This is a genomic window from Streptomyces sp. NPDC101776 (genome assembly GCF_044766845.1).
GTDB lineage: Bacteria > Actinomycetota > Actinomycetes > Streptomycetales > Streptomycetaceae > Streptomyces.
This window is the reverse complement of the sequence record NZ_JBIWMV010000003.1, coordinates 570,586-588,983: the sequence shown is the minus strand read 5'-3', so window position 1 is coordinate 588,983 and position 18,398 is coordinate 570,586. Positions and strand designations below refer to the sequence as shown.

The window sequence follows — 18,398 nt, the reverse complement described above, 5'->3', positions numbered from 1 at the left end:
ATCTCATCGCCGGAGCTGACCAGGAGGTTGCCGAGAGGGGGCGGGTGCCCCCTCCGAAGGGCCCCCTCAGCGGCGCGTGCCTCCGCCGTCCGCGACGACGATCTGCCCCGTGATGAACGCGGCGTCGTCGGAGGCGAGAAACGCCACGACGCCCGAGACGTCGGCCGGCATCTGCACACGCTTGATGTTCTGCATGCGCAAGGTCTGCTCGAAGAAGAACTCGCTCGTCTTCTCCGCGGCCGTGGCCGTCCGGACCAGGCTCGCCGCGACGCCGTTGACGGTGATGTCGTGAGTGGCGAGGTTGGCGGCCAGGACGGAGGTCAATCCGTTCAGCGCGCCCTTGGCGGAGACATAGGAGACGAAGGGAGGCGGCGGGGTCCAGTAGCTGGAGGACGTGATGTTGATGATCCGTCCCGACCCGGACTCCTTCAGGTCGGGCAGGAACGCCCTGGAGGCCAGGAAGGGGCCGTCCACGTTGACGGCGAAGGTGCGACGCCATTCGTCGAAGGTCACGTGGTCGATATCGGCCAGGAGAACGACGGCCGCGTTGTTCACCAGGATGTCGGCGGCGCCGAGCTCACGTCGGACCCGGGCGGCGAACCCGTTGATCGCGTCCTCGTCCGAGACGTCGACCTTGTCGCTGAGGAATCGCCGACCGGTTTCCGTGACGAGGTCCCGCGTCTCGTCGGCCGGATCGATGTCCGCGACCGCGATGTCCGCTCCCTCCGCCGCGAGCCTGCGGGCGATCTCCTGCCCGATGCCCGTACTGCCTCCGGTCACGACGGCGGTTCTGCCCGTCAGCATCCCAGCCATGGGTCACTGCTCCTTCCGGGCGGCAGCGGCAAGGCCGTCCTCCAGGGATGGTGCGCTTCGGGACCGGGGATCAGCGGCGGCTTGTTCGTCTAATGAACATGACCGTTGAGCGTGACGGGGGTCACTCCTAGCTTGACGCTGCTCGGCTGGCCGGATTACCGCGCCGAGTGTCCTGAATCAGGTCCGGTGGAAGGACGGCGCGGAGGTCTCCGCAAGGTCCAGGGGCGGCACGGCAGCGGTTTTGCCGGGATGGCCGCGACAGATGCACCCACAACAGGGTCCGGCAGCGGACGCCGGTTCCGACAGCGGCGCTTTGCGCCAAGGAGTCGTCCATGGTTCAGATCGATTCACCCAAGGCGGTAGAGGGAGAGGGTGGCAGATACACCCTGACCCCGCGCACCCTGGTCGCGGTGGTTCTCGCCGTGTGCCTCGCGCAGATAGCCCTTTCCGTCCCTTCGCTCATCAACGGGCTCATCCAGCAGGATCTCGCGCCGTCTTCGGCGCAACTGACCTGGATCACCGAGGCATTCATGCTTCCCGTCGCCGCGCTGGGACTGGGCTTCGGCGTGTTCGGTGACCTGTTCGGCCGTAAGCGCCTGCTCATCGGGGGCGCCGCGCTCATCGTCGTGGGCTCGGCTCTCGCGGTCCTGGTGCCCGGCGGGGGATCCTCGACCGACACGCGCGTGACGTGGCTGATCCTTGCCCAGGTCCTCAACGGTGTCGGGGCCGCGGCCATCTTCCCGACAAGCCTCGCCATGGTGGCGGCCGGCACACACACCACCGCCACACGCGCGCGTGGCGTGGCGATCTGGGCCACCGCACTCTCGGTCGGCGGTTTCCTCGGACCGCTGCTGGCCGGGCTCTCCGCCAAGATCGAACTCGGCTGGGTCGGGAACGCGAACTGGCGCTGGGCCTTCGTTGGTGTCCTCGTCATCGCCGCGGTGAGCCTGGTCCTGTCGCTGGCCCTCGCCCAGAACTCCTCCGCGCCCGAGGGCCGATCCGTCGACTGGCCGGGTCAGATCACGGCCGCGGTTGGCCTGTTCGCCCTGATGTACGCCGTGATCCAGGGCTCCGAGAGCGGCTGGGGGGAACCGCAGATCGTCATCGCGTTCCTCGCCGCAGCCGTCTTTCTCGCGCTGTTCGTCTTCGCGGAGAACCGTGCGGCCGAGCCGCTCCTTCGCCTGAGCGTGTTCAGGAACCGGGCCTTCGCCATGAACTCGGTGGTCACCCTGATCGGTATGTTCGCGTTCCTCGTGATCATGTACGGCACCAGTATCCGGCTCACCATCATCCAGGGGTTCAGCCCACTGCAGAGCTCCGTCGCCTACCTCTTCTTCGGAGGCATCGGCTTCGTACTGCTGCCTCTCACCTCCAAGCTGCTCGAGCGCTACAACCCCCGGTGGGTTCTCTGCACAGCCCTGACCCTCATCGGCGCCAGCGGGCTGTGGTTCGCCGGTGTTCCGACGAGCAGCCGGGCGCTGAGCGCCATCGCCGGGCCGCTGACTCTCGCCGGTATCGGCTCGGCACTCGCCTTCGCCTCCATCACCGCGGTCGCGGTCAACACGTTGCCCAACCACCTCGCCGGTATGGCGAGCGGTGTCACGAGCACGTTCCGCGACCTCGGGTTCGCCCTCGGTCCCGCGATCGCCGGCGCTGTCGCGCTGAGCCGGGCCGCCGACGAGATCGCCCGCAAGCTGGCCGGTGACCCTGCGCTGAGTAAGGCCTACGAGGCCTTCCAAGCCTCTGCCGCCCATGCTCCCGCGGATCAGAGACCACAACTCGAGGCGGCAGTGCACGCCGTGGCATCGGGTCCGCTCGGCGCCAACTCGGTGCCGGCCACCATCACGCTGCCGAACGGTCAGGCGGTGCCCTTCAACCCGCTCAAGGACGTCGCTTTCGACGCCCTCAGCAGCAGTTACTCCATCGCGTACGTGCTCGGTGGAGTGGCTGCTCTCGTGGCGGCGGCACTTGTTCTCGTCGGCGCGCGCGGCGGTGTGGGCCGGACTCATCTCGACGACGATCCGCACACCCTCGAAGGCTGACCGCCTGACGAACGTGTCGGCGCCGGCACACAGCCGGAGCGCCCGCCGTGACTCCACCTCGTCCCAGGAGAAGCAGTCGCGGCGGGCCACGGCGGACACGATGCGGCGGACAGGCACGCTCGGGCAGGAGTCGAACAGTGACGACACACCCGGAGACGAGCAGGACCCACGCCCGCATACCGGCCACGGTCGTCGGGGCGGAGGCCGCGTGGCTCGTCGCGATCACGAACGGCGACGAGGAACAGCGTGAACTCATGCTCCCCGACTGCGTGATCGTTCACGGTCCGGTCGGGAATGTCCATGGAGTAGAGCGTTTTCTCGACTGCAACGCCGTCCATGGGAGCCGCGGTCGAGTCCGAGACCAGGGAGGTGACCTGCCTGGAGCGTGGCGGACGGGCTGTCGTGACGTGCTTCCAGAAGATGCGCATCCGGCGCCTGCCCGGCCTGCCGCCGTTGCCGACGCAGGCCGTGGCCGCCAGGGTGTGGTTCTCGCTCGGCGAGGGCCGGCGCCTCGGCGCCATGCATCTCTCCCGACGGCAGCCGTCGGCATGATGTGTCGGTTCCCTCCCCTCGTGAGAGGTCACGAGGTGCGAATGGGGATGCCTGGCCTCCAGCCGAGGCTCCTGGACAATCCCAGTCCGCTCGCGACCAGCGAGGGAACGGCCGCTTGCAGCTTGATCGAGCCTGCGGCCACGACGACGGAGAGGGCCGCGACGACTTTGCCGCTGCTGTCGATGATGCGCGTCGCGACCGACTCGGCGCCTTCGCTCAGCTCTTCCTTGACGACCACCGTTCCGGTCGAGCGACAGGACGCCAGTTCGCTGCGGAGTTCGGCCGGGTCCACGATCGTCCTGGGAGTGAACCTTCGCAGCCTTCCGGCCAGCACCTCGTCGATGAAGGCCGGACTGCTGTGGCTCAGCAGCACCTTGCCGACTCCTGAGCAGTGCAACGGCAGAAGGCCGCCGACCTGCGACGTCAGAGCGACGGCGCTGACGGCCGACAGCCGCTCGATGATGACGGCCTGGTCGCCCTGGAGGACGGCCAGTTGTACGTGCTGGCGAAGAGCCGTGTACAGGTCCTCCACGAACGGTTGCGCGGCGCTGCGGAGCGTTTCGGCGCGTGGCGCGAGGGTCCCGAGGCGCCACAGCGGCAGACCGATCGCGAAGCGGTTGTCGCTGGTGCGTTCCAGTGCGCCGGCCTCCACGAGTTCGAGTGTCAGGCGCCTGGCGGTGGCGTGCGGCATGCCGGTGCGTCGGACCAGGTCGGCGAGGGTCAGCTCGGTGTTGTTGGGGTCAAAGGCGAACAGTAGATCCCAGAGTCGGGAGCTGACGGTGCGTCCTGGCTCGTTCGCACGAGGCATGGGCTTCTCCTTCATGATGTGTTGCCCCGAGCGGCCACCTTACCTTCAATGTTCGTTGAATGGATAGAACAGTTCTTTCAGTGCGCACCTTGCCGAACTCTTGCAGGAGCCAGCTATCGCCTCGCCAGAGGTCCACGGGAGTGAAAGAGCATGATGAATACGGAAGCAGGCCCCAGGATCGCGATCCTCGGTGGCGGTATCGGAGGCCTCGCTGCCGCGGCCTTCCTCCGCGGCAAGGGATTCCAGAGTGACGTCTATGAGCAGGCCGCCGCCCTGACCGAGGTCGGAGCCGGCCTGGTGATCGCCCCCAACGCCGCCCGCCTGCTCCGGCGTCTCGGTGTGCTGGACCGGTTCATCGAGCGCGCGGTGCAGATGGAGATCGGCTGGGAGTTCCGGCGCTGGGAGGACGGCGTCGTCCTCTCCGCGGAGAACCTGCAGGACGGGTGCAAGCGCCTGTACGGCGAGCACACCTACGCCGCCCACCGTGCCGACCTGCTGGCCGCCCTGACGTCGGCTGTCCCCGAGCACTCGATCCACCTCGGCAGGCGCTGCGTCTCGGTCGAGTTCGAAGGCGACCAGGCGGTTCTGCGGTTCGAGGACGGCGAGACGGTTCGCCCGGACATCCTGATCGGTGCCGACGGAGTCCACTCACGCGTGCGCAGCGCCATCGTCGGGCCGACTCAGGCCAGGGAGTCGGGCATCTGCGCCTTCCGGGCCCTCGTGCCGGCACAGAAGGCGCCCGAGTTCGCCAGGCGGCACGCCCAGACCCTCTGGATCGGCCCCGACCACCACCTCGTGCACTACCCGGTCTCGGGCGGGGAGTACGTCAACCTCGTCGCCTTCGCGCCGGCCGGGGCGAGCAGTGTCGAGTCGTGGACGGCCACCGCGACGCTCGGGGAACTGCTCGACGAGTTCGACGGCTGGGATCCGCGTCTGGTGGAGCTGATCAGGTCGGCCGACACGCCGGGACGCTGGGCGTTGCTCGACCGCGAGCCCCTCGACCACTGGAACCGCGGCAACGCGACCCTGCTGGGTGACGCGGCCCACCCGATGTTCCCGTTCTTCGCCCAGGGCGCTGCCCAGGCGATCGAGGACGGCGCCGTCCTGGCCCTGTGCCTCGCGGAGGACCGGGACAACCCGTTCGCGGCGCTGGGGCGCTACGAAGAACTCCGTCGACGCCGCACGGCCCGCCTGCAGGAGGTGTCGCACGGAAGGTCCCACATCAACCACCTTCCGGACGGCCCCGAGCAGCAGGCCCGCGACCTGGCGTACTCGCAGGCCGACCCGCTGAGGGCGAACGGCTGGATCTACGAGTACGACCCGGAAATCGCCGTCTCGGCCTCGGTGTGACGTCAGTCCCGCGAGGCACATGTGCCTCCCGGGACTGGTCACGGCTGGGAGCGAGGGAAGACATCTGTCCGTCCGAAGGGCATCCCTCTGCACCTGACGGGACCGCTCGGCTGCGGCGTCGTCACCGGGCGGGCTCGGCTCCGGAGTCGTTCAGCCTGCGCCCCGGACAGCCGATTGTCGTCTTCGCCCCCGGAGGCGACAGCGGTGGTCCCGCGCTGACGGCTCCGATGGAGACCCGGAAATTCGGCTACGCAGGAAGGAATTCAGGCGAGCCCGAGTTGGCGCATGAAGGTCAGCTGGTCGTAGATGATGAATTCCTCGTCCATCACACCCTTTCTGTTCCAGATGCCGACGGTGACCAGGTTGATGGCGTACTTCTTGCCGGTAGGCGGGTAGAAGCCGCCTTTGCCGTCGGGCATGGGCCGGGTGAACGTACCGGTGCTGACTCCGGTCACGGCGGTGAAGTTGTCCTTGGCCACACGGACCGGGTGGTCGACGGTGCGCGTGTCGGGCGCGAAGATGAACTGGAACTTCAGGTCCTCGATGTGCGCGGCCAGGCCGTCGGTGTAGTGCCCGTCGGGCCAGTGCGCGCGGATCTTGTCCGAGTGGCTTTCACGGACTCGGTCCCACTGCTGGCCGGAGTAGACGACGAAGTCCAACTCGTCGAAGGTCTCCAGATTGCGCCGCTCCTGGTGGGTCAGGTGCGTGGGGTAGCCCAGCGACTCGCCGGTTTCGGCCGGGTTGCCCATCAGCGCGGGCATGACCGACGCGAACGCCGGGTCGTTGCCGCTTTCCACTGCGGTGATGGCAAGGGCGCCCGCGGCGACAGCGCCACTGCCGCGGAGCACAGCGCGACGATCGATCATGACATTCCTCCTTGAAAGGTTGCTCGAACCCGCCGCGGCTTTCACCACACAATGGCGCCGCACAGAAGCGAGTCGTTCGAACTTGAACTACAAGGTGAAGCTAACAGGTAGTTCGAACTTGAACAAGTGATGATAGTTTGGACCTGTGGACGAATCCAAGTGGCTGGACCAGCGCGAGCAGCAGGCATGGCGCACGTTCGTGACCGCCAGCACGCTGCTCAACCGGGTGCTCGATCAGCAGTTGCGCACCGATGCCGGGCTGTCCCACGTGCAGTACGGCATCTTGACTCGCCTCGCCGGCGCCCCCGACGGGTCGATGCGGATGCTGGCGCTCGCCGAAGCGCTGGCGGTCACCAAGAGCGGCCTGACCTACCAGATCGTGCAAATGGAGAAGGAAGGACTGGTCAGTCGCAGAGCCTGCGCCACCGACGACCGCGGAGTGATCGCCACTGTCACTCCGTATGGGGTGGAGTTGATCAGCCGCGCGGCACCCGGTCACGTCGGCCTGGTCCGGGAACTGGTGATCGATACCCTCACTCAACAGCAACTGGACATCTTGGCCGACGGCTTCGCCGAGATCCAACGCCGGATCGTCGAGCGCAAGATGTAGCTCGCGGACCGGCTGACGGCCGGGTGTATCTGCCAAGGCTGCGAGCTGTGGGCGGTGTCCTCGGTGCCGCACGGCGCTGCGGCTTTCACCTCTTCCCGCCCCGGCGGGCCGAGGTGATCGACGTCGGCCCGGCGGCCGTGCTGACCGGCTGGACGGGCGGCGACGCGGGTCCGGAACCTGGTCGCCGAGGCGGTCGCAGGGGAAGTGCTGAGCTGCCGCATCGCGCCGTCCTCGCGGCAGTCTCCGAGTACCGGCCGGGCGCCAGGCGGATATCGAGCCGGTGGAGTTTGCATCGCCCGGAACGACACACCAACGTATTCCGGATGGTCGTAAGTCCGACTTCCCTTCCTTGCGCGGTCCGGTCGACGGGTCTCGGCCTTTTTGTGTCGAACAAGGCGTTGACCGTCCAACGAACACGGCCATTGTCGTCATCCAGGCCACACCCGAGAATCCGGTACGGGAGGCAGTGAGACATGGCCCTGTCCCCAGCGTCTTTTTTTGAAACTCTGAGCACGTCCCGAAGGGCGGATCATCGAATGGCAACCGCAACCGGTAGTGGGCTTGTCGTGCGTACGTTGCAGCGAGCCGGAGTCAACGTCGCCTTCGGCCTGCCCGGAGCGCACATCGACCCCATTCTCCAGGAGGCCATGGACGCCAAGCTCCGGGTCGTCGACGTGCGTCACGAGATGAACGCCGGTCACGCGGCCGAGGGCTACGCACGGGTCACCGGGGGCCTGGGTGTCGCCGTCGTCACGGCCGGCGGTGGCTTCACCAACGTGCTGACCTCGATCGCCAACGCTTATCTGGACCGGACCCCCGTGCTCTACATCACAGGCTCCGGTCCTCTCGAGACGGACGAGGTCAACGACCAGCAGGCCGGATTCAACCAGGTCGCCATGGCTGCCCCGGTGACCAAGTTCGCGCACCGCGTCACCCGTACGGACCTGATCCCCCGTCTGGTCGCCCAGGCGATCCGCACCGCGCAGTCCGAGCCCAAGGGCCCGGTGCTCCTCGACATTCCCTGGGACGTCCTGCGCCGGCAGATCGACGTCGACGAGTTCGAGGACTACCGCGTCGAGATCGACGGCACCGGCATTGCCCCCGCCGGTGCCGTCGATCGGATCATCGATGCGCTCGGAGCCGCCCAGCGGCCGATCGCGCTGGTCGGCAAGTCCTTCGTCACCGCCGAAGCGCGGGCCCAGTTGCACGAGTTCGCCGCACGCACCGGAGTGGCCCTGCTTTCCGACTGGGAGGGCCTCGGGGCGATCGTCGGCTCCGGGCAGCACGTCGGTCTCATCCAGACCCTGGCCACCGTCCCCGAGGACGAGCGGCCCGACCTGGTCCTGCTGCTCGGGCTGCGCTTCGGAATGACGACACAGTTCGGCACGGGCCGACTGCTCCCGAAGAGCGCGCGGATCTTCCAGATCGACCCCGACGGCCGTGAACTGGGCCGCCTGCAGGATGTGGAACTCGGTGTCCAGGCGGATCCGATCGGCACGGTCGGCCTGCTGAACGAGCGTCTGGGCGACAGCCCCGTACCCTCCGGGCGCGGCGACTGGCCGGCCACCCTGCGGGACATCTCGGCCACCCGGCGCTCGGCACTCGCCGCCGAGACCGAGGAGCACGAGGACGACGCGATCCACCCGTACCTCGCGGTCCGCACGATCGCCGAGAGCGTCCCCGACCAGGCCACCGTGGTCGTCGACGGCGCCCTGACCGAGCTGTGGCTCTCCGAGACGATCGCCCTCGCGCCGCTGGCGCACTACCTCGGGCACGGCTACCTCAGCTCGATGGGGAGCAACCTGGGCGTGGCCCTGGGCGCGCAGTACGGGGCGTCCGACAAGGCGACGATCCTGGTCACCGGTGACGGTGCCGTCGGCTACAGCCTCGCCGAGTTCGATTCCCTCGTCCGGGCGGGGCTCCCGGTCGTCGTGATCGTCCTCAACAACCAGGCCTGGGGCGCCACACTGCACACACAGCAGTTCTTCTACGGACAGGACCGTGTCACCAACAACCGCCTGGCGAACGGCTCCTACAGCGGCGTGGCACGAGCTCTCGGTGCCGACGGCGTCGACGTCACAGAACTCGACCAGCTCCGCCCCGCGATCGAGGCCGCCCTCGCGGCCCGCCGGCCGACATGCATCGACGTACGCGTGAGCCTCGCGCCGATTCCTCCGGAGGAGCGTGTCCTGAACGGTGGAGCACCGTTCGGCGGCGTCGAGATCGACGCGTGAACCGCACCTCCTGATCCCTCACTCCTGCCCCCCCACGAAGGAGAGGAGAACTGTGAAAGACACGACTGACGCCGGACTTCGCGACCCGACCGTCGAGAACCGGCGTCAGCGTTTCCTCGGGAAGACCTGCCTCGTCACCGGCGGCAGCAGAGGACTGGGACTGACAGCCGCGCAGGCCTTCGCGCGAGAGGGCGCACGCGTGATCATCATCGCGCGGGACCCGGGCCGGCTGAAGACCGCGAGCGATCTGATCGGAGACGGCACGATCGCCGTGACAGCCGATCTCTCCTCGTCGGCCGGCATCAAGGTCGCGGTCACGGAGGTCGCCGCACGGGTCGACCACGTCGACGCCGCCTTCCTCAACGCCGGGCAGGCGGGCGTCAAGCGCCTCGACGACATGGACGAAGCGACCTGGGACATGGTGTTCGACACCAACGTCAAGGGTTCGTTCTTCCTCGTGCAGGGTCTGAGGCCCTTGCTCGCACCTGGCGGGGCCGTCGTCTTCTGCGGCCCGGCAGCCGGCCGAAGGGACGGCACGGGAACCGTCGCCCACGGAACCAGCAAGGCCGCACTCGAGCACCTGACACGCATCCTCGCCGCCGAAGTCATCGGCGAGGGGATCCGGGTCAACATCGTCATTCCGGGCGGCATGAACACCGACATCACCGCCCGCACGGCGGGACTTCCGTCCGACGGAGCCGAGGCGTTCCGGGAGCGGGTCAGGCTCAGCACTCCCATGCTCGGAGAGGGAGAGCCGGACGAGCTTGCCGACGCCGTGCTCTTCCTGGCCTCGTCCGAAGCCGGCTACATCACAGGCGCGGCGCTCCCGGTGGACGGCGGCGCCTCCGGCTTCACCCGCCCGCCGACGTAGCGGAGACGGCCGATGTCGATCACCACCCGCGCCACTGGACCCGCGCGAGGACGACCAGCATGGTCATCCGGGTCGCGTACGCGGTCCCCGATCTCGCTGCCGGGATGTGCTGGCGGACCGACGAACTCGGCGTCGGGCCCTGGTCCGTGAACTGGAGCTCGGCGGCGGGGCTGCACCTACTGAGGTGAACGGGGGAAGGCCGAGTTCTCCGGTGAAGACACCCGGGGATGACCGCGCTCGTCCAGGACAACGAGATCACGCGAGGGATCTTCGCTTCAGTCCGGCGGGCATCAGTCGACCGCCACGGGGCGCGGCTTCCGCGCGACTTCGCGGAGTTGTTGTCGGCCTGACCATGGGCCGGCGCCCGCCACGGGCCTCGTGTTCGCGATGTGGTGCGCCTTCCCGCGAAGCCTGGGCGAACGCTGTGGAGGCGCCCCCGGTCGGCCACAGCGTTCGCCGGTGTCGAGCGGTCGTGGACGGCTACTGTCCGTTGGTGAGTTCGATGTAGGTGGCGCCGGTGACCGGGCGGTGGTCGTAGGTGCCGGTGACGGCGGCGCTGCCTTCGTAGCCGGGTGAGGGGACTGTCAGTTCCTGGCCCTCGGCGTACACGGTGACGTTCAGCTTGGCGTGCTCGCCCGGGATGGTGACCTTCCAGCGCGTGGGGTAGCGCTTTCCGGTGGCCGGGCTGGTCCAGAGGGTGGATTCGTCGGGCGTGAGGGTCGCCTCGGTGAGGGTCTGGGTGCCGTCGGGCTTCAGGATGGTCGCGAAGTTGTTCTTCTTGTCGTCGTACTTCTGGTTCCAGACGCTGACCTTGTCGCCGTTGGACAGGTTGAGGTTCATCCAGGACCACGAGCCGTGGCCCGTGCTGAGGTCGGGGAGGGGCCCCCACTGGCGGTCCACCCAGGACTGCCCGCGGACCTTCTCGGCGCGGCCGTTCAGGGTGAGGGACCCGGAGGTGTCCACGGTGGGCAGGGCGTATTCGTAGTTGGAGTACTCCGCGTCACCGAACATGGGGAAGTAGCCCGTGCCCATGTTGTAGAGGGTGTTTCCGCGGGGGCGCAGAGTGACGTCGATGGTCCCCTCGGGGACCTTGGCGCGCAGCTTCATCTCCCTGGCGTCGCCGGTCCAGGTGATGTTGTCGGTGTGGATGTCCACGCCCTGCTTGTCGGAAAGTCCCGTCGCGGAAGGGAGGGCGATCTCCGACTTCGTGTACCAGCCGGTGTCCTCGTTGACGATCGACACCCTAGAGATGGCGCCCCCTCGTTCGCCGAAGCTGGAGTTCAGGTAGTGGGCCAGGAAACCGTACCGGTGGCCCCCGGCGGTCACGTGCGCTGTCACGTACCAGGACTGGTTGGACTGGGCGGGGTCGTAAGTGAGGTCTGCGGCGGGGTCGATGAGAACCGGGAGGCCGGTCCGGGTCAGCCCCTTCGTGGAGGCGGTGTGGTGCGCCGCGGTCGGGTCGGCGGCGGTCGTCGCCGTGGCGGGCCCGCCTGAGGCGAGTGTGAGTGAGGCGATCAGCGCGGAGGCGATGGCGGCCGCGCCGGCGGTGGTCTTACGCATGGTGGCTCCTTGCGCGGAGGTTCTGCACGGATGACAGTCTTCGTGAACGAAACTGTTTCGTACTCTCGATGAACGCGGTTACGTGTTGGGGGAAACCTGTTGCGCGGGGAAGGGGGTCGGCGAACAGTCGCCCGATGACGCGAGCGGCTGTCCGGGGGTGTGTCGCATGGACGGTCCCGCCTAATATCCGACAGCTGTCAGTTTATCTGCCGCCGGGCCGGTGTCAACCCGTGCTGGTTGTGCCGATCCGGGCGACTACGCTGGTCAGACTGGCGGACACGTCCGTACGGCCGGCTGAGGGGGACACTTGGGAGATAGATCGAGCACCACTCGACGCCCGGGTCGCCCCGGTGCGGATTCCGCCGCGGTACCCCCGGAGCGGGACGTCCTGCTGCGCGGCCTGGAGGCGTTCTCGGAGCTGGGCTACGACCGGGCGTCCGCGCGGGAGCTCGCGCGCCGTCTCGGGGTCAGCCACACCTTCATCAATGACCGCTACGGGTCCAAGGCGGCCTTCTGGCGAGCCGTGGTGGACGCCGCGCTCGGGGCTCAACTCACGCGCATGGCACCCGCCGCGCCTGGGAGCGGCGACGAGGACGTGGTGCGGCAGTTCGTCAGGGAGTTCTACCGGGTCAACATCGGCGAACCGCATCTGGCCTTGCTGATGGCGGACGAATCCGGACGGGACACCGAGCGGCTGGACTACCTCTACGAGCGTTACATCGAGCCGACGCTGGCTCTCGTCGTGCCCGGCATCGAGAGGCTGATGGCGTCCGGGCATGTGGTACGGGTCCCGATGGACGTCCTGTTCTTCGCCATCATCGCTCCCGTGGCCGGGCTGGTGCAGGAGCCCTTCGCCCGGCGCTTGGGCCGCCCCGGGCGGCTGTCGCAGGCGGAACGTCTCGCCAGGGCGGAGGCCCTGGCCGGACTGGTGGTGGACGGCCTACTGGCCCCGGGCGAGGCGAAGCGCCGCTCGTCAGTGTGAAACGGCGCCGGAACTGCCTCCCCGGTCGGAGAAGCAGAGCGGCAAGCGGTCATACGCCCTTGGGGGCGAGGACGATGTCGAAGCGCACCCGGCTCCAGGTGCCGTCGATGGCCCGGCCGTCGGGCGTCGCCGAGCCGGCCGGCTGCCGCTCGAACCGTTTGATCAGCGAGTCCTTCACACCGAAGACAGTGTCCTTGCGGCCGATCGGGTCGCCCTCGGGGAAGATGTGCGTCACCAGCGTGCGCGCACCCTCGTGGGACACCATGAAGTGCAGGTGGCTGGCGCGCAGCGGTGAGCGGCCGACCGCGTCGAGCATCTTGCCGACGGGTCCGTCGTTCGGGATCGGGTACGGCGTCGGGGTGAGGCCCCAGAAGCGGTAGCCGCCGTCAGCCGCGGAGAAAAGGTGCGCCCGGCCGGCACGCTTGCCGGCCTCGTACTGCACGTCGTACAGCCCGTCCTCGTCGGCCTCCCAGACCTCGATCAACGCGCCGGCGAGCGGGGCGCCGTCGGTGTCGGTGACGGTGCCCTCGACCCAGCAGGGCTCGCCGGGGGCACCGAAGGCCAGGTCGCCGCCGAGTTCGATCGCGGGGGAGTCCTCGACGAAGAACGGCCCGAAGACGGTCGCCTCGGTGGCGCCCTGGTAGGCCTGGTTGTTGACGTTGATCGTCTGCATGCTCGCGCCGAGGGTGTCGGACAGCAGAATGAACTCCTGCCTGACCTCGTCGGTGATGTGACCGGCCTTGGTGAGGAAGTCGATCGCCGTCCCCCACTCCTCCTCGGTCAGCCGGACCTCTCGGATGAAGGAGTGCACGTGCTTGACCAGGGAGGTCATGAGTTCCTGCAGTCGCGGGTCCTCGCAGAGGTCGAAGGAGGCCACGACGTTGTCGACGAGCTGCTGCTCGACCGCCTGCTGCTCCGGCGACACGTCACGGTAGATCGCGCCGTGGGCACCGGCCGCCTGGGCCGAGCCGGGGTTGACGTAGGTAGCCATGGCGGCCTCTCTCAGTTGATCGGTTCGCCGGCCCACGCCGCCTGCAGCAGCAGGGTCAGGTTCGCGTAGGTGACGGGAGTGGGGTTGTTGGCCGGGATCGCCTTCATGATCGGTCCCAGTGCCCTGGCGATGCCGTCCTCGGGCATGCCGTAGTCGCGCAACGCCCTCGGCGCGTCCAGCACCTCGCGGAGGGCGGCCAGGCCGGCGCTCGCCTTCTGGGAGCCGAAGGCCTGGGCGATGCGCGCCTCAGCTTCGGGGGTGTGCGGGGCGTTGAAGGCCAGCACGTACGGCAGCACGACCGCGTGGGTCTGGGCGTGCGGGAGGTTGAACATGCCGCCGAGGACATGGCAGATCTTGTGGTGCATCCCGGAGCCGGCCGAGGCGAACGCGACAGCGGCGAGATAGGCGCCGTACAGCGTCTGCTCGATGCCCTCGACGCCGGTCGAGTCGTCGGCCACCGCCGACAGGCCGGTCGCCAGCGCGCGGATGCCCTCCTGCGCCAGTGCCCGGTCGATCGGGTCGGCTCGGGGCCCCCACATCGAGTCCACGCAGTGCGCCATCGCGTTCAGGCCGCTGGCCACCGTCATCTCGCCGGGCAGCGTGGTGAGCAGAGCTGCGTCGTAGACGACCGACGCGGGCAGCACCTTGTCGTCCACACCGGTGGTCTTGGTCTCACCCTCGGTCAGACCCCACACGTTGGTCGCCTCGGAGCCCGCGTACGTGGTGGGGACCGCGATGATCGGCAGCCCGGTGGTCAGCGCCACTGCCTTGGCCAGACCCGTGGTCGAGCCGCCGCCGACGCTGACCAGGATGTCCGCTTCCGCGCCGACCGCGGCCCGCAGGGCTCGCCCCACGACCTCGACCGGTACGTGCATCACGACCTCCTCGTGACGCAGTACGACCGGGATCTTCTCGGCGATCGGGTCGGCCAGCTCCTTCTCGCGGTCCGACGCGATCAGCATGACCTTGGAACCGCCGAGCGCCTCGACCTCCGCCGCGACCGAGGCGGGTGATTCCCCGGCTGCGAACACGACCCGCTGGGGGAGGGTTTCGTGGGTGAACTTCATCGGGCCTCTGCCAGCCATTGCTTGCCTTCTTCGTAGAGCTGTTCGACGGCTGTGCCGGTGAGACCGGGCAGCCCGTCCCGCACCGTGAAACCCGCCTTGGTCTGCAGGTATGCCAGGTTCCGGTAGCCGGTCGGGAATCGCTTCAGGAGCTCGGCATCCAGCGTCAGTGAGGCCGCGGGATCCACGACGTCGAGCCGGTCCTTCTCGTAGATCGGCTGTCGGCGCACGAGGGTCCAGCGCCCCTCGTGGCGGGAGAGGAAGTCGTAGAAGCGGCCGATGCAGACGACATCGACCTCGACGCCGTCGACGTTCGCACGCTGGTTGATGGTCATCTTCGTCTGGGCGACGGCCCGGTCGCCGACGACGTCCGCGGTGTGGCCGCCGAGGAAGTGGAGGATGCTGACACCGTTCTCGAAGCCCTCACGACTGGCCTTGATGAAGTCGGTGGCGCTTCCCTGGAACCAGGTGGCGCTCATCCAGCCGTCGTGCGGGTGCCACACCGTGGCGAAGCGGCTCCAGTCACCGGCATCGCGCCACAGCGCCCAGTTCTCGGTGAGCCGCCGGATCTCGTGGCGGTCGTCGTCGGCCTGCGACATGGTTCGATCTCCGATCGATCTCGTTGCGCAGGTCAGATGGGGTAGTGGCGGGATCCGGACTGGATGGTGATCCAGCGCAACTCGGTGAACTCCTCCAGCGCGGCGCGGGACCCGAACCGGCCCCAGCCGCTGGCGCCGACACCGCCGAAGGGCATCTGGGGTTCGTCGTGCACGGTGGCGCCGTTGATGTGGCAGATGCCGGACTTGATCCGGCGGGCCACGTCGAGCGCGGCGGCCGCGTCCTTGCCGAAGACCGCGGCGGACAGTCCGTACTCGGTGTCGTTGGCCACCGTGACGGCTTCGTCGGTCGAATCCACCTCGATGATCGAGACCACCGGACCGAAGGTCTCCTCGGTGTAGATACGCATGTCCGGCGTCACTCCGCGCAGGACGGTGGGCTTCACGAACAGGCCGTCGGCCGTGCCGCCGGCCAGGACCTGGGCGCCCTTGCCACGGGCGTCGTCGATCAGTGCGACCACGTGGTCGCGGGCGGCGCCGTGGACCAGCGGACCGACCTGGGAGGCGGGGTCGCTCGGGGGTCCGACGACGAGCTTGGAGGCACGCTCGGCCAGGCGGGAGGAGAGCTCGTCGGCGACGGTTCTGTCGACGATGACGCGCTCGGTCGACATACAGATCTCGCCCTGGTTCATGAAGGCACCGAAGCTCGCCGCCGCGGCGGCCTCCTCCAGATCGGCGTCGGGGAGCACCAGGAAGGGCGCCTTGCCGCCGAGTTCGAGCACGACACGGGTGAGGTGGCGACCGCCGAGTTCGCCGATGATACGGCCGACCCGGCTCGATCCGGTGAAGTTCACGCGCGTGACGGCGCGGTGGGCGATCAGCGCTTCGACGACACCTGGACCGTCCTCGGGCGCGTTGCTGATGAGGTTGACCGCTCCGGCGGGTATGCCGGCGTCGTGCAGCACCTGGACGATGGCGGCCTGGGTGAGCGGTGTCTGCTCGGAGGACTTCAGCACCACGGTGTTGCCCCACACCAGCGGCCACACGATGGAACGTACGCCGAGGATCAGGGGTGCGTTCCACGGTGCGATGCCGACGACAACGCCGACCGGCTGACGTACGCCGAGGGCGGTGAGGCCGGGCACGTCCGACGGGATGACCTCGCCGACGGCCGCGTACGCCTGGGCCGCCGCCTCGACGAGCATGCCTTTGGCGACGTGCACGTTGAAGCCGCACCAGGGCAGGGTGGCGCCCATCTCGCGGCTCATCGTGGCGACGATGTCGTCGGTGCGCTCGCCGAGCAGGACGGCGGCACGTTCCAGGACCGACCGCCGTGCGGCCGGCGGAAGGGCCGACCACTCCGGGAGGGCGGCGGCCGCGGCGTCCACCGCGTGGTTGACGTCCTCGACGGAGGCCGCGGCGACCCGTGCGATCGGTTCGCCGGTCAGGGCCTCGGTGGTCTCGTAGTAGCGGCCGTCCGTGGCCGCGACGTGCTCGCCCGCGATGAAGAGGTCACTGGTGCGGACGGCGCCTGAGGTGGGTGCCTGAATCTCAGTGGTTGACATGTGTTGCCCTACCTTCACGACAGCGGCGATCGCCATGAACCATGTGTGGCGATCGCCGTACCAACCATGTATGTCGAACTTTCCTTGCCCGGCGGCACGTCCTGAACCCTCTTGTCCGTTCATCGAACAGTGGTGTAGGAGGCATGTGACCGGCTCAGTGGGACCTCAGACCGGCGGGAAACGCCTGCCCATGACCATGTGCGCCAGGCGCCAGCCCTCGTCGGTCTCTTCCCAGACCTTCGTCACCGTCTCCTGCATCGGGAACGGCGCGATGCTCTCGTCCAGGACGGTGTACATCTCGTGAAAACACGTGGTGATCGCGGTGTTGCCACGCACGGTGATGGCCAGTTCCGTGGCCTTCGCGGAGACGGAGCGGCGGCGGGTCACATGGAAGTGGGCCCAGGTCTCCCGGTCGTCGACCTTCCCGACCGGTCCGTGGACGACACGGCTGTCCTCGAGCATGAGGGGAATCAGTGCCTTCTCGCCTTCGACGAGAGCGGCGAGCCATGCGGCCTCTGCCTGTTCGATCGCCTGGACGGTGGTGGTGGTGGCGGTGGTGGGCGTTGTGGTCATAGGTCCAGCTCCAGAATCGGTGAGCGTGCTCGTGACGAGCACGTGGTGAACATGCCGTCGGCGCGCTCGCGGTCGGTCAGGATGTCGTCGCGGTGGTCGGGTTCTCCGGCGAGTACGCGCACGATGCACTCACCGCAGATCCCCTGCTGGCATGAGTAAGGGGCGTCGACGCCGCCCGCGAGCAGGGCGTCGAGGACGCTCTCGCCGTCCTTGACCTCGTACTCGCCGCCGGACCTGGCCAGCCGTACCCTGAAAGTCGCTCCGGCCGTGTGCGCGGCGGTGTCTTCCACGGGTGCGAAGCGCTCCTTGTGGATCGCGTCGCCAGGCCATCCGGCTTCTAGTGCGGAGGAGATCACGAAGTCCATGAAGCCCCCGGGACCACAGACGTAGACCGCCGTCCCGGGGTCGGGCCGGCCGAGGTCGGTGGCGATGCCGAGTCGCTGCTCGTCCGGGCCGTCGTCGAAGTGGAGCCGAACGCAGGGATTGTGCTCCAGCTCGTCGAGGAACGCGGCATCCGCCCTGCTTCGAGCGCAGTAGTGCAGCTCGTACTCCGCGCCCTTGGCTTCGAGCGCGTGCGCCATGGCCAGCAGGGGTGTGACGCCGATACCGCCGGCCACCAGCAGGTGGCGACGTGCCTCGTCCGACACGCCGAACCTGTTGCGCGGACGGGAGATCCGCAGACGGTCGCCCTTGCTGAGCCGGTGCATCCCCAGCGAGCCGCCGCGCGACTCCGTCTCGGCCAGCACCGCCAGCCGGTATCGGGTGAGGTCGTGCGGCGGCCCGCACAGGGAGTACTGGCGGACCAGCCCGGCGCCACCGTCCACCATGACGTCGACATGGGCGCCGGCGGCGAACTCCGGGAGCTCGGAGCCGTCAGGACTGACCAGGTCGAGTACCACGATCCGGGCAGTCGCGTCGCGCCGGCCGACCACGATGGTGTCGAGCCATTCGTTGCTCATG

General features: G+C 68.4%; 18 protein-coding genes. 8 read left to right on the top strand and 10 right to left on the bottom strand.

What is annotated here, in order from left to right; genetic code table 11:
- Positions 1-66 precede the first annotated feature (66 nt).
- Entirely contained in the window at positions 67-813 is a 747-nt protein-coding gene (locus ACIRRY_RS14340; protein WP_403971936.1) for an SDR family NAD(P)-dependent oxidoreductase, read from the bottom strand.
- Positions 814-1,145: 332 nt separating this feature from the next.
- On the opposite strand from ACIRRY_RS14340, the gene ACIRRY_RS14335 reads away from it, so the two are divergent.
- The gene (locus tag ACIRRY_RS14335) at positions 1,146-2,855 is read left to right on the top strand and encodes an MFS transporter (RefSeq protein ID WP_403971934.1); all 1,710 of its coding nucleotides are present in this window, start codon (positions 1,146-1,148) and stop codon (positions 2,853-2,855) included.
- A 336-nt stretch (positions 2,856-3,191) separates the two neighbouring features.
- Entirely contained in the window at positions 3,192-3,407 is a 216-nt protein-coding gene (locus tag ACIRRY_RS14330) for a hypothetical protein (RefSeq protein ID WP_403971932.1), read from the top strand.
- Positions 3,408-3,435: 28 nt separating this feature from the next.
- Here the strand turns inward: ACIRRY_RS14330 and ACIRRY_RS14325 are convergent, their stop codons facing one another.
- On the bottom strand, positions 3,436-4,215 hold the full coding sequence (locus ACIRRY_RS14325; RefSeq protein ID WP_403971930.1) for an IclR family transcriptional regulator: 780 nt from the start codon (positions 4,213-4,215) through the stop codon (positions 3,436-3,438).
- A 150-nt stretch (positions 4,216-4,365) separates the two neighbouring features.
- Between ACIRRY_RS14325 and ACIRRY_RS14320 the strand changes: the two genes are divergently transcribed.
- A complete protein-coding gene (locus ACIRRY_RS14320; protein ID WP_403971928.1) occupies positions 4,366-5,565 on the top strand; it encodes an FAD-dependent monooxygenase in 1,200 nt (399 codons plus the stop codon).
- A gap of 263 nt (positions 5,566-5,828) precedes the next feature.
- Here ACIRRY_RS14320 and ACIRRY_RS14315 read toward each other — a convergent pair whose 3' ends face one another.
- Entirely contained in the window at positions 5,829-6,431 is a 603-nt protein-coding gene (locus ACIRRY_RS14315) for an ester cyclase (protein WP_403971926.1), read from the bottom strand.
- A gap of 145 nt (positions 6,432-6,576) precedes the next feature.
- Here ACIRRY_RS14315 and ACIRRY_RS14310 point away from each other — a divergent pair, with 145 nt between their 5' ends.
- The 4 genes from ACIRRY_RS14310 to ACIRRY_RS14295 all read left to right on the top strand — a co-directional run bounded on the left by ACIRRY_RS14310 (position 6,577) and on the right by ACIRRY_RS14295 (position 10,334).
- Positions 6,577-7,041 (top strand): MarR family winged helix-turn-helix transcriptional regulator, encoded by a 465-nt coding sequence (locus ACIRRY_RS14310; protein ID WP_403971924.1) that lies wholly within the window; start codon positions 6,577-6,579, stop codon positions 7,039-7,041.
- Positions 7,042-7,514: 473 nt separating this feature from the next.
- Positions 7,515-9,275 (top strand): thiamine pyrophosphate-binding protein, encoded by a 1,761-nt coding sequence (locus tag ACIRRY_RS14305; RefSeq protein WP_403971922.1) that lies wholly within the window; start codon positions 7,515-7,517, stop codon positions 9,273-9,275.
- Positions 9,276-9,327: 52 nt separating this feature from the next.
- Positions 9,328-10,146, top strand: coding sequence for an SDR family NAD(P)-dependent oxidoreductase (locus ACIRRY_RS14300; protein WP_403971920.1), 819 nt, complete (start codon positions 9,328-9,330; stop codon positions 10,144-10,146).
- A gap of 59 nt (positions 10,147-10,205) precedes the next feature.
- Positions 10,206-10,334, top strand: coding sequence for a hypothetical protein (locus tag ACIRRY_RS14295; protein WP_403971918.1), 129 nt, complete (start codon positions 10,206-10,208; stop codon positions 10,332-10,334).
- A 292-nt stretch (positions 10,335-10,626) separates the two neighbouring features.
- Here the strand turns inward: ACIRRY_RS14295 and ACIRRY_RS14290 are convergent, their stop codons facing one another.
- Positions 10,627-11,706: a lipocalin family protein gene (locus ACIRRY_RS14290; protein WP_403971916.1), complete on the bottom strand. Its 1,080-nt coding sequence runs from the start codon at positions 11,704-11,706 to the stop codon at positions 10,627-10,629.
- Positions 11,707-12,013: 307 nt separating this feature from the next.
- Here ACIRRY_RS14290 and ACIRRY_RS14285 point away from each other — a divergent pair, with 307 nt between their 5' ends.
- The gene (locus ACIRRY_RS14285) at positions 12,014-12,688 is read left to right on the top strand and encodes a TetR/AcrR family transcriptional regulator (RefSeq protein ID WP_403971914.1); all 675 of its coding nucleotides are present in this window, start codon (positions 12,014-12,016) and stop codon (positions 12,686-12,688) included.
- 49 nt (positions 12,689-12,737) lie between these two features.
- Here the strand turns inward: ACIRRY_RS14285 and ACIRRY_RS14280 are convergent, their stop codons facing one another.
- The 6 genes from ACIRRY_RS14280 to ACIRRY_RS14255 form a co-directional block, all read right to left on the bottom strand.
- Positions 12,738-13,679, bottom strand: a complete 942-nt coding sequence (locus ACIRRY_RS14280; protein ID WP_389100667.1) for a dioxygenase — start codon at positions 13,677-13,679, stop codon at positions 12,738-12,740.
- Between the two features lie 11 nt (positions 13,680-13,690).
- Positions 13,691-14,746, bottom strand: coding sequence for a maleylacetate reductase (locus ACIRRY_RS14275; RefSeq protein ID WP_403972281.1), 1,056 nt, complete (start codon positions 14,744-14,746; stop codon positions 13,691-13,693).
- A complete protein-coding gene (locus ACIRRY_RS14270) occupies positions 14,743-15,342 on the bottom strand; it encodes a nuclear transport factor 2 family protein (RefSeq protein ID WP_403971912.1) in 600 nt (199 codons plus the stop codon). The genes ACIRRY_RS14275 and ACIRRY_RS14270 overlap by 4 nt, the downstream gene beginning before the upstream one ends.
- A 32-nt stretch (positions 15,343-15,374) precedes the next feature.
- Positions 15,375-16,865 (bottom strand): aldehyde dehydrogenase, encoded by a 1,491-nt coding sequence (locus ACIRRY_RS14265; protein ID WP_403971910.1) that lies wholly within the window; start codon positions 16,863-16,865, stop codon positions 15,375-15,377.
- Between the two features lie 165 nt (positions 16,866-17,030).
- Complete coding sequence (locus tag ACIRRY_RS14260; protein ID WP_403971908.1) at positions 17,031-17,438, bottom strand: nuclear transport factor 2 family protein; 408 nt, start codon at positions 17,436-17,438, stop codon at positions 17,031-17,033.
- On the bottom strand, positions 17,435-18,397 hold the full coding sequence (locus ACIRRY_RS14255; RefSeq protein ID WP_403971906.1) for a PDR/VanB family oxidoreductase: 963 nt from the start codon (positions 18,395-18,397) through the stop codon (positions 17,435-17,437). The genes ACIRRY_RS14260 and ACIRRY_RS14255 overlap by 4 nt, the downstream gene beginning before the upstream one ends.
- Between the last annotated feature and the right edge of the window lies 1 nt (position 18,398).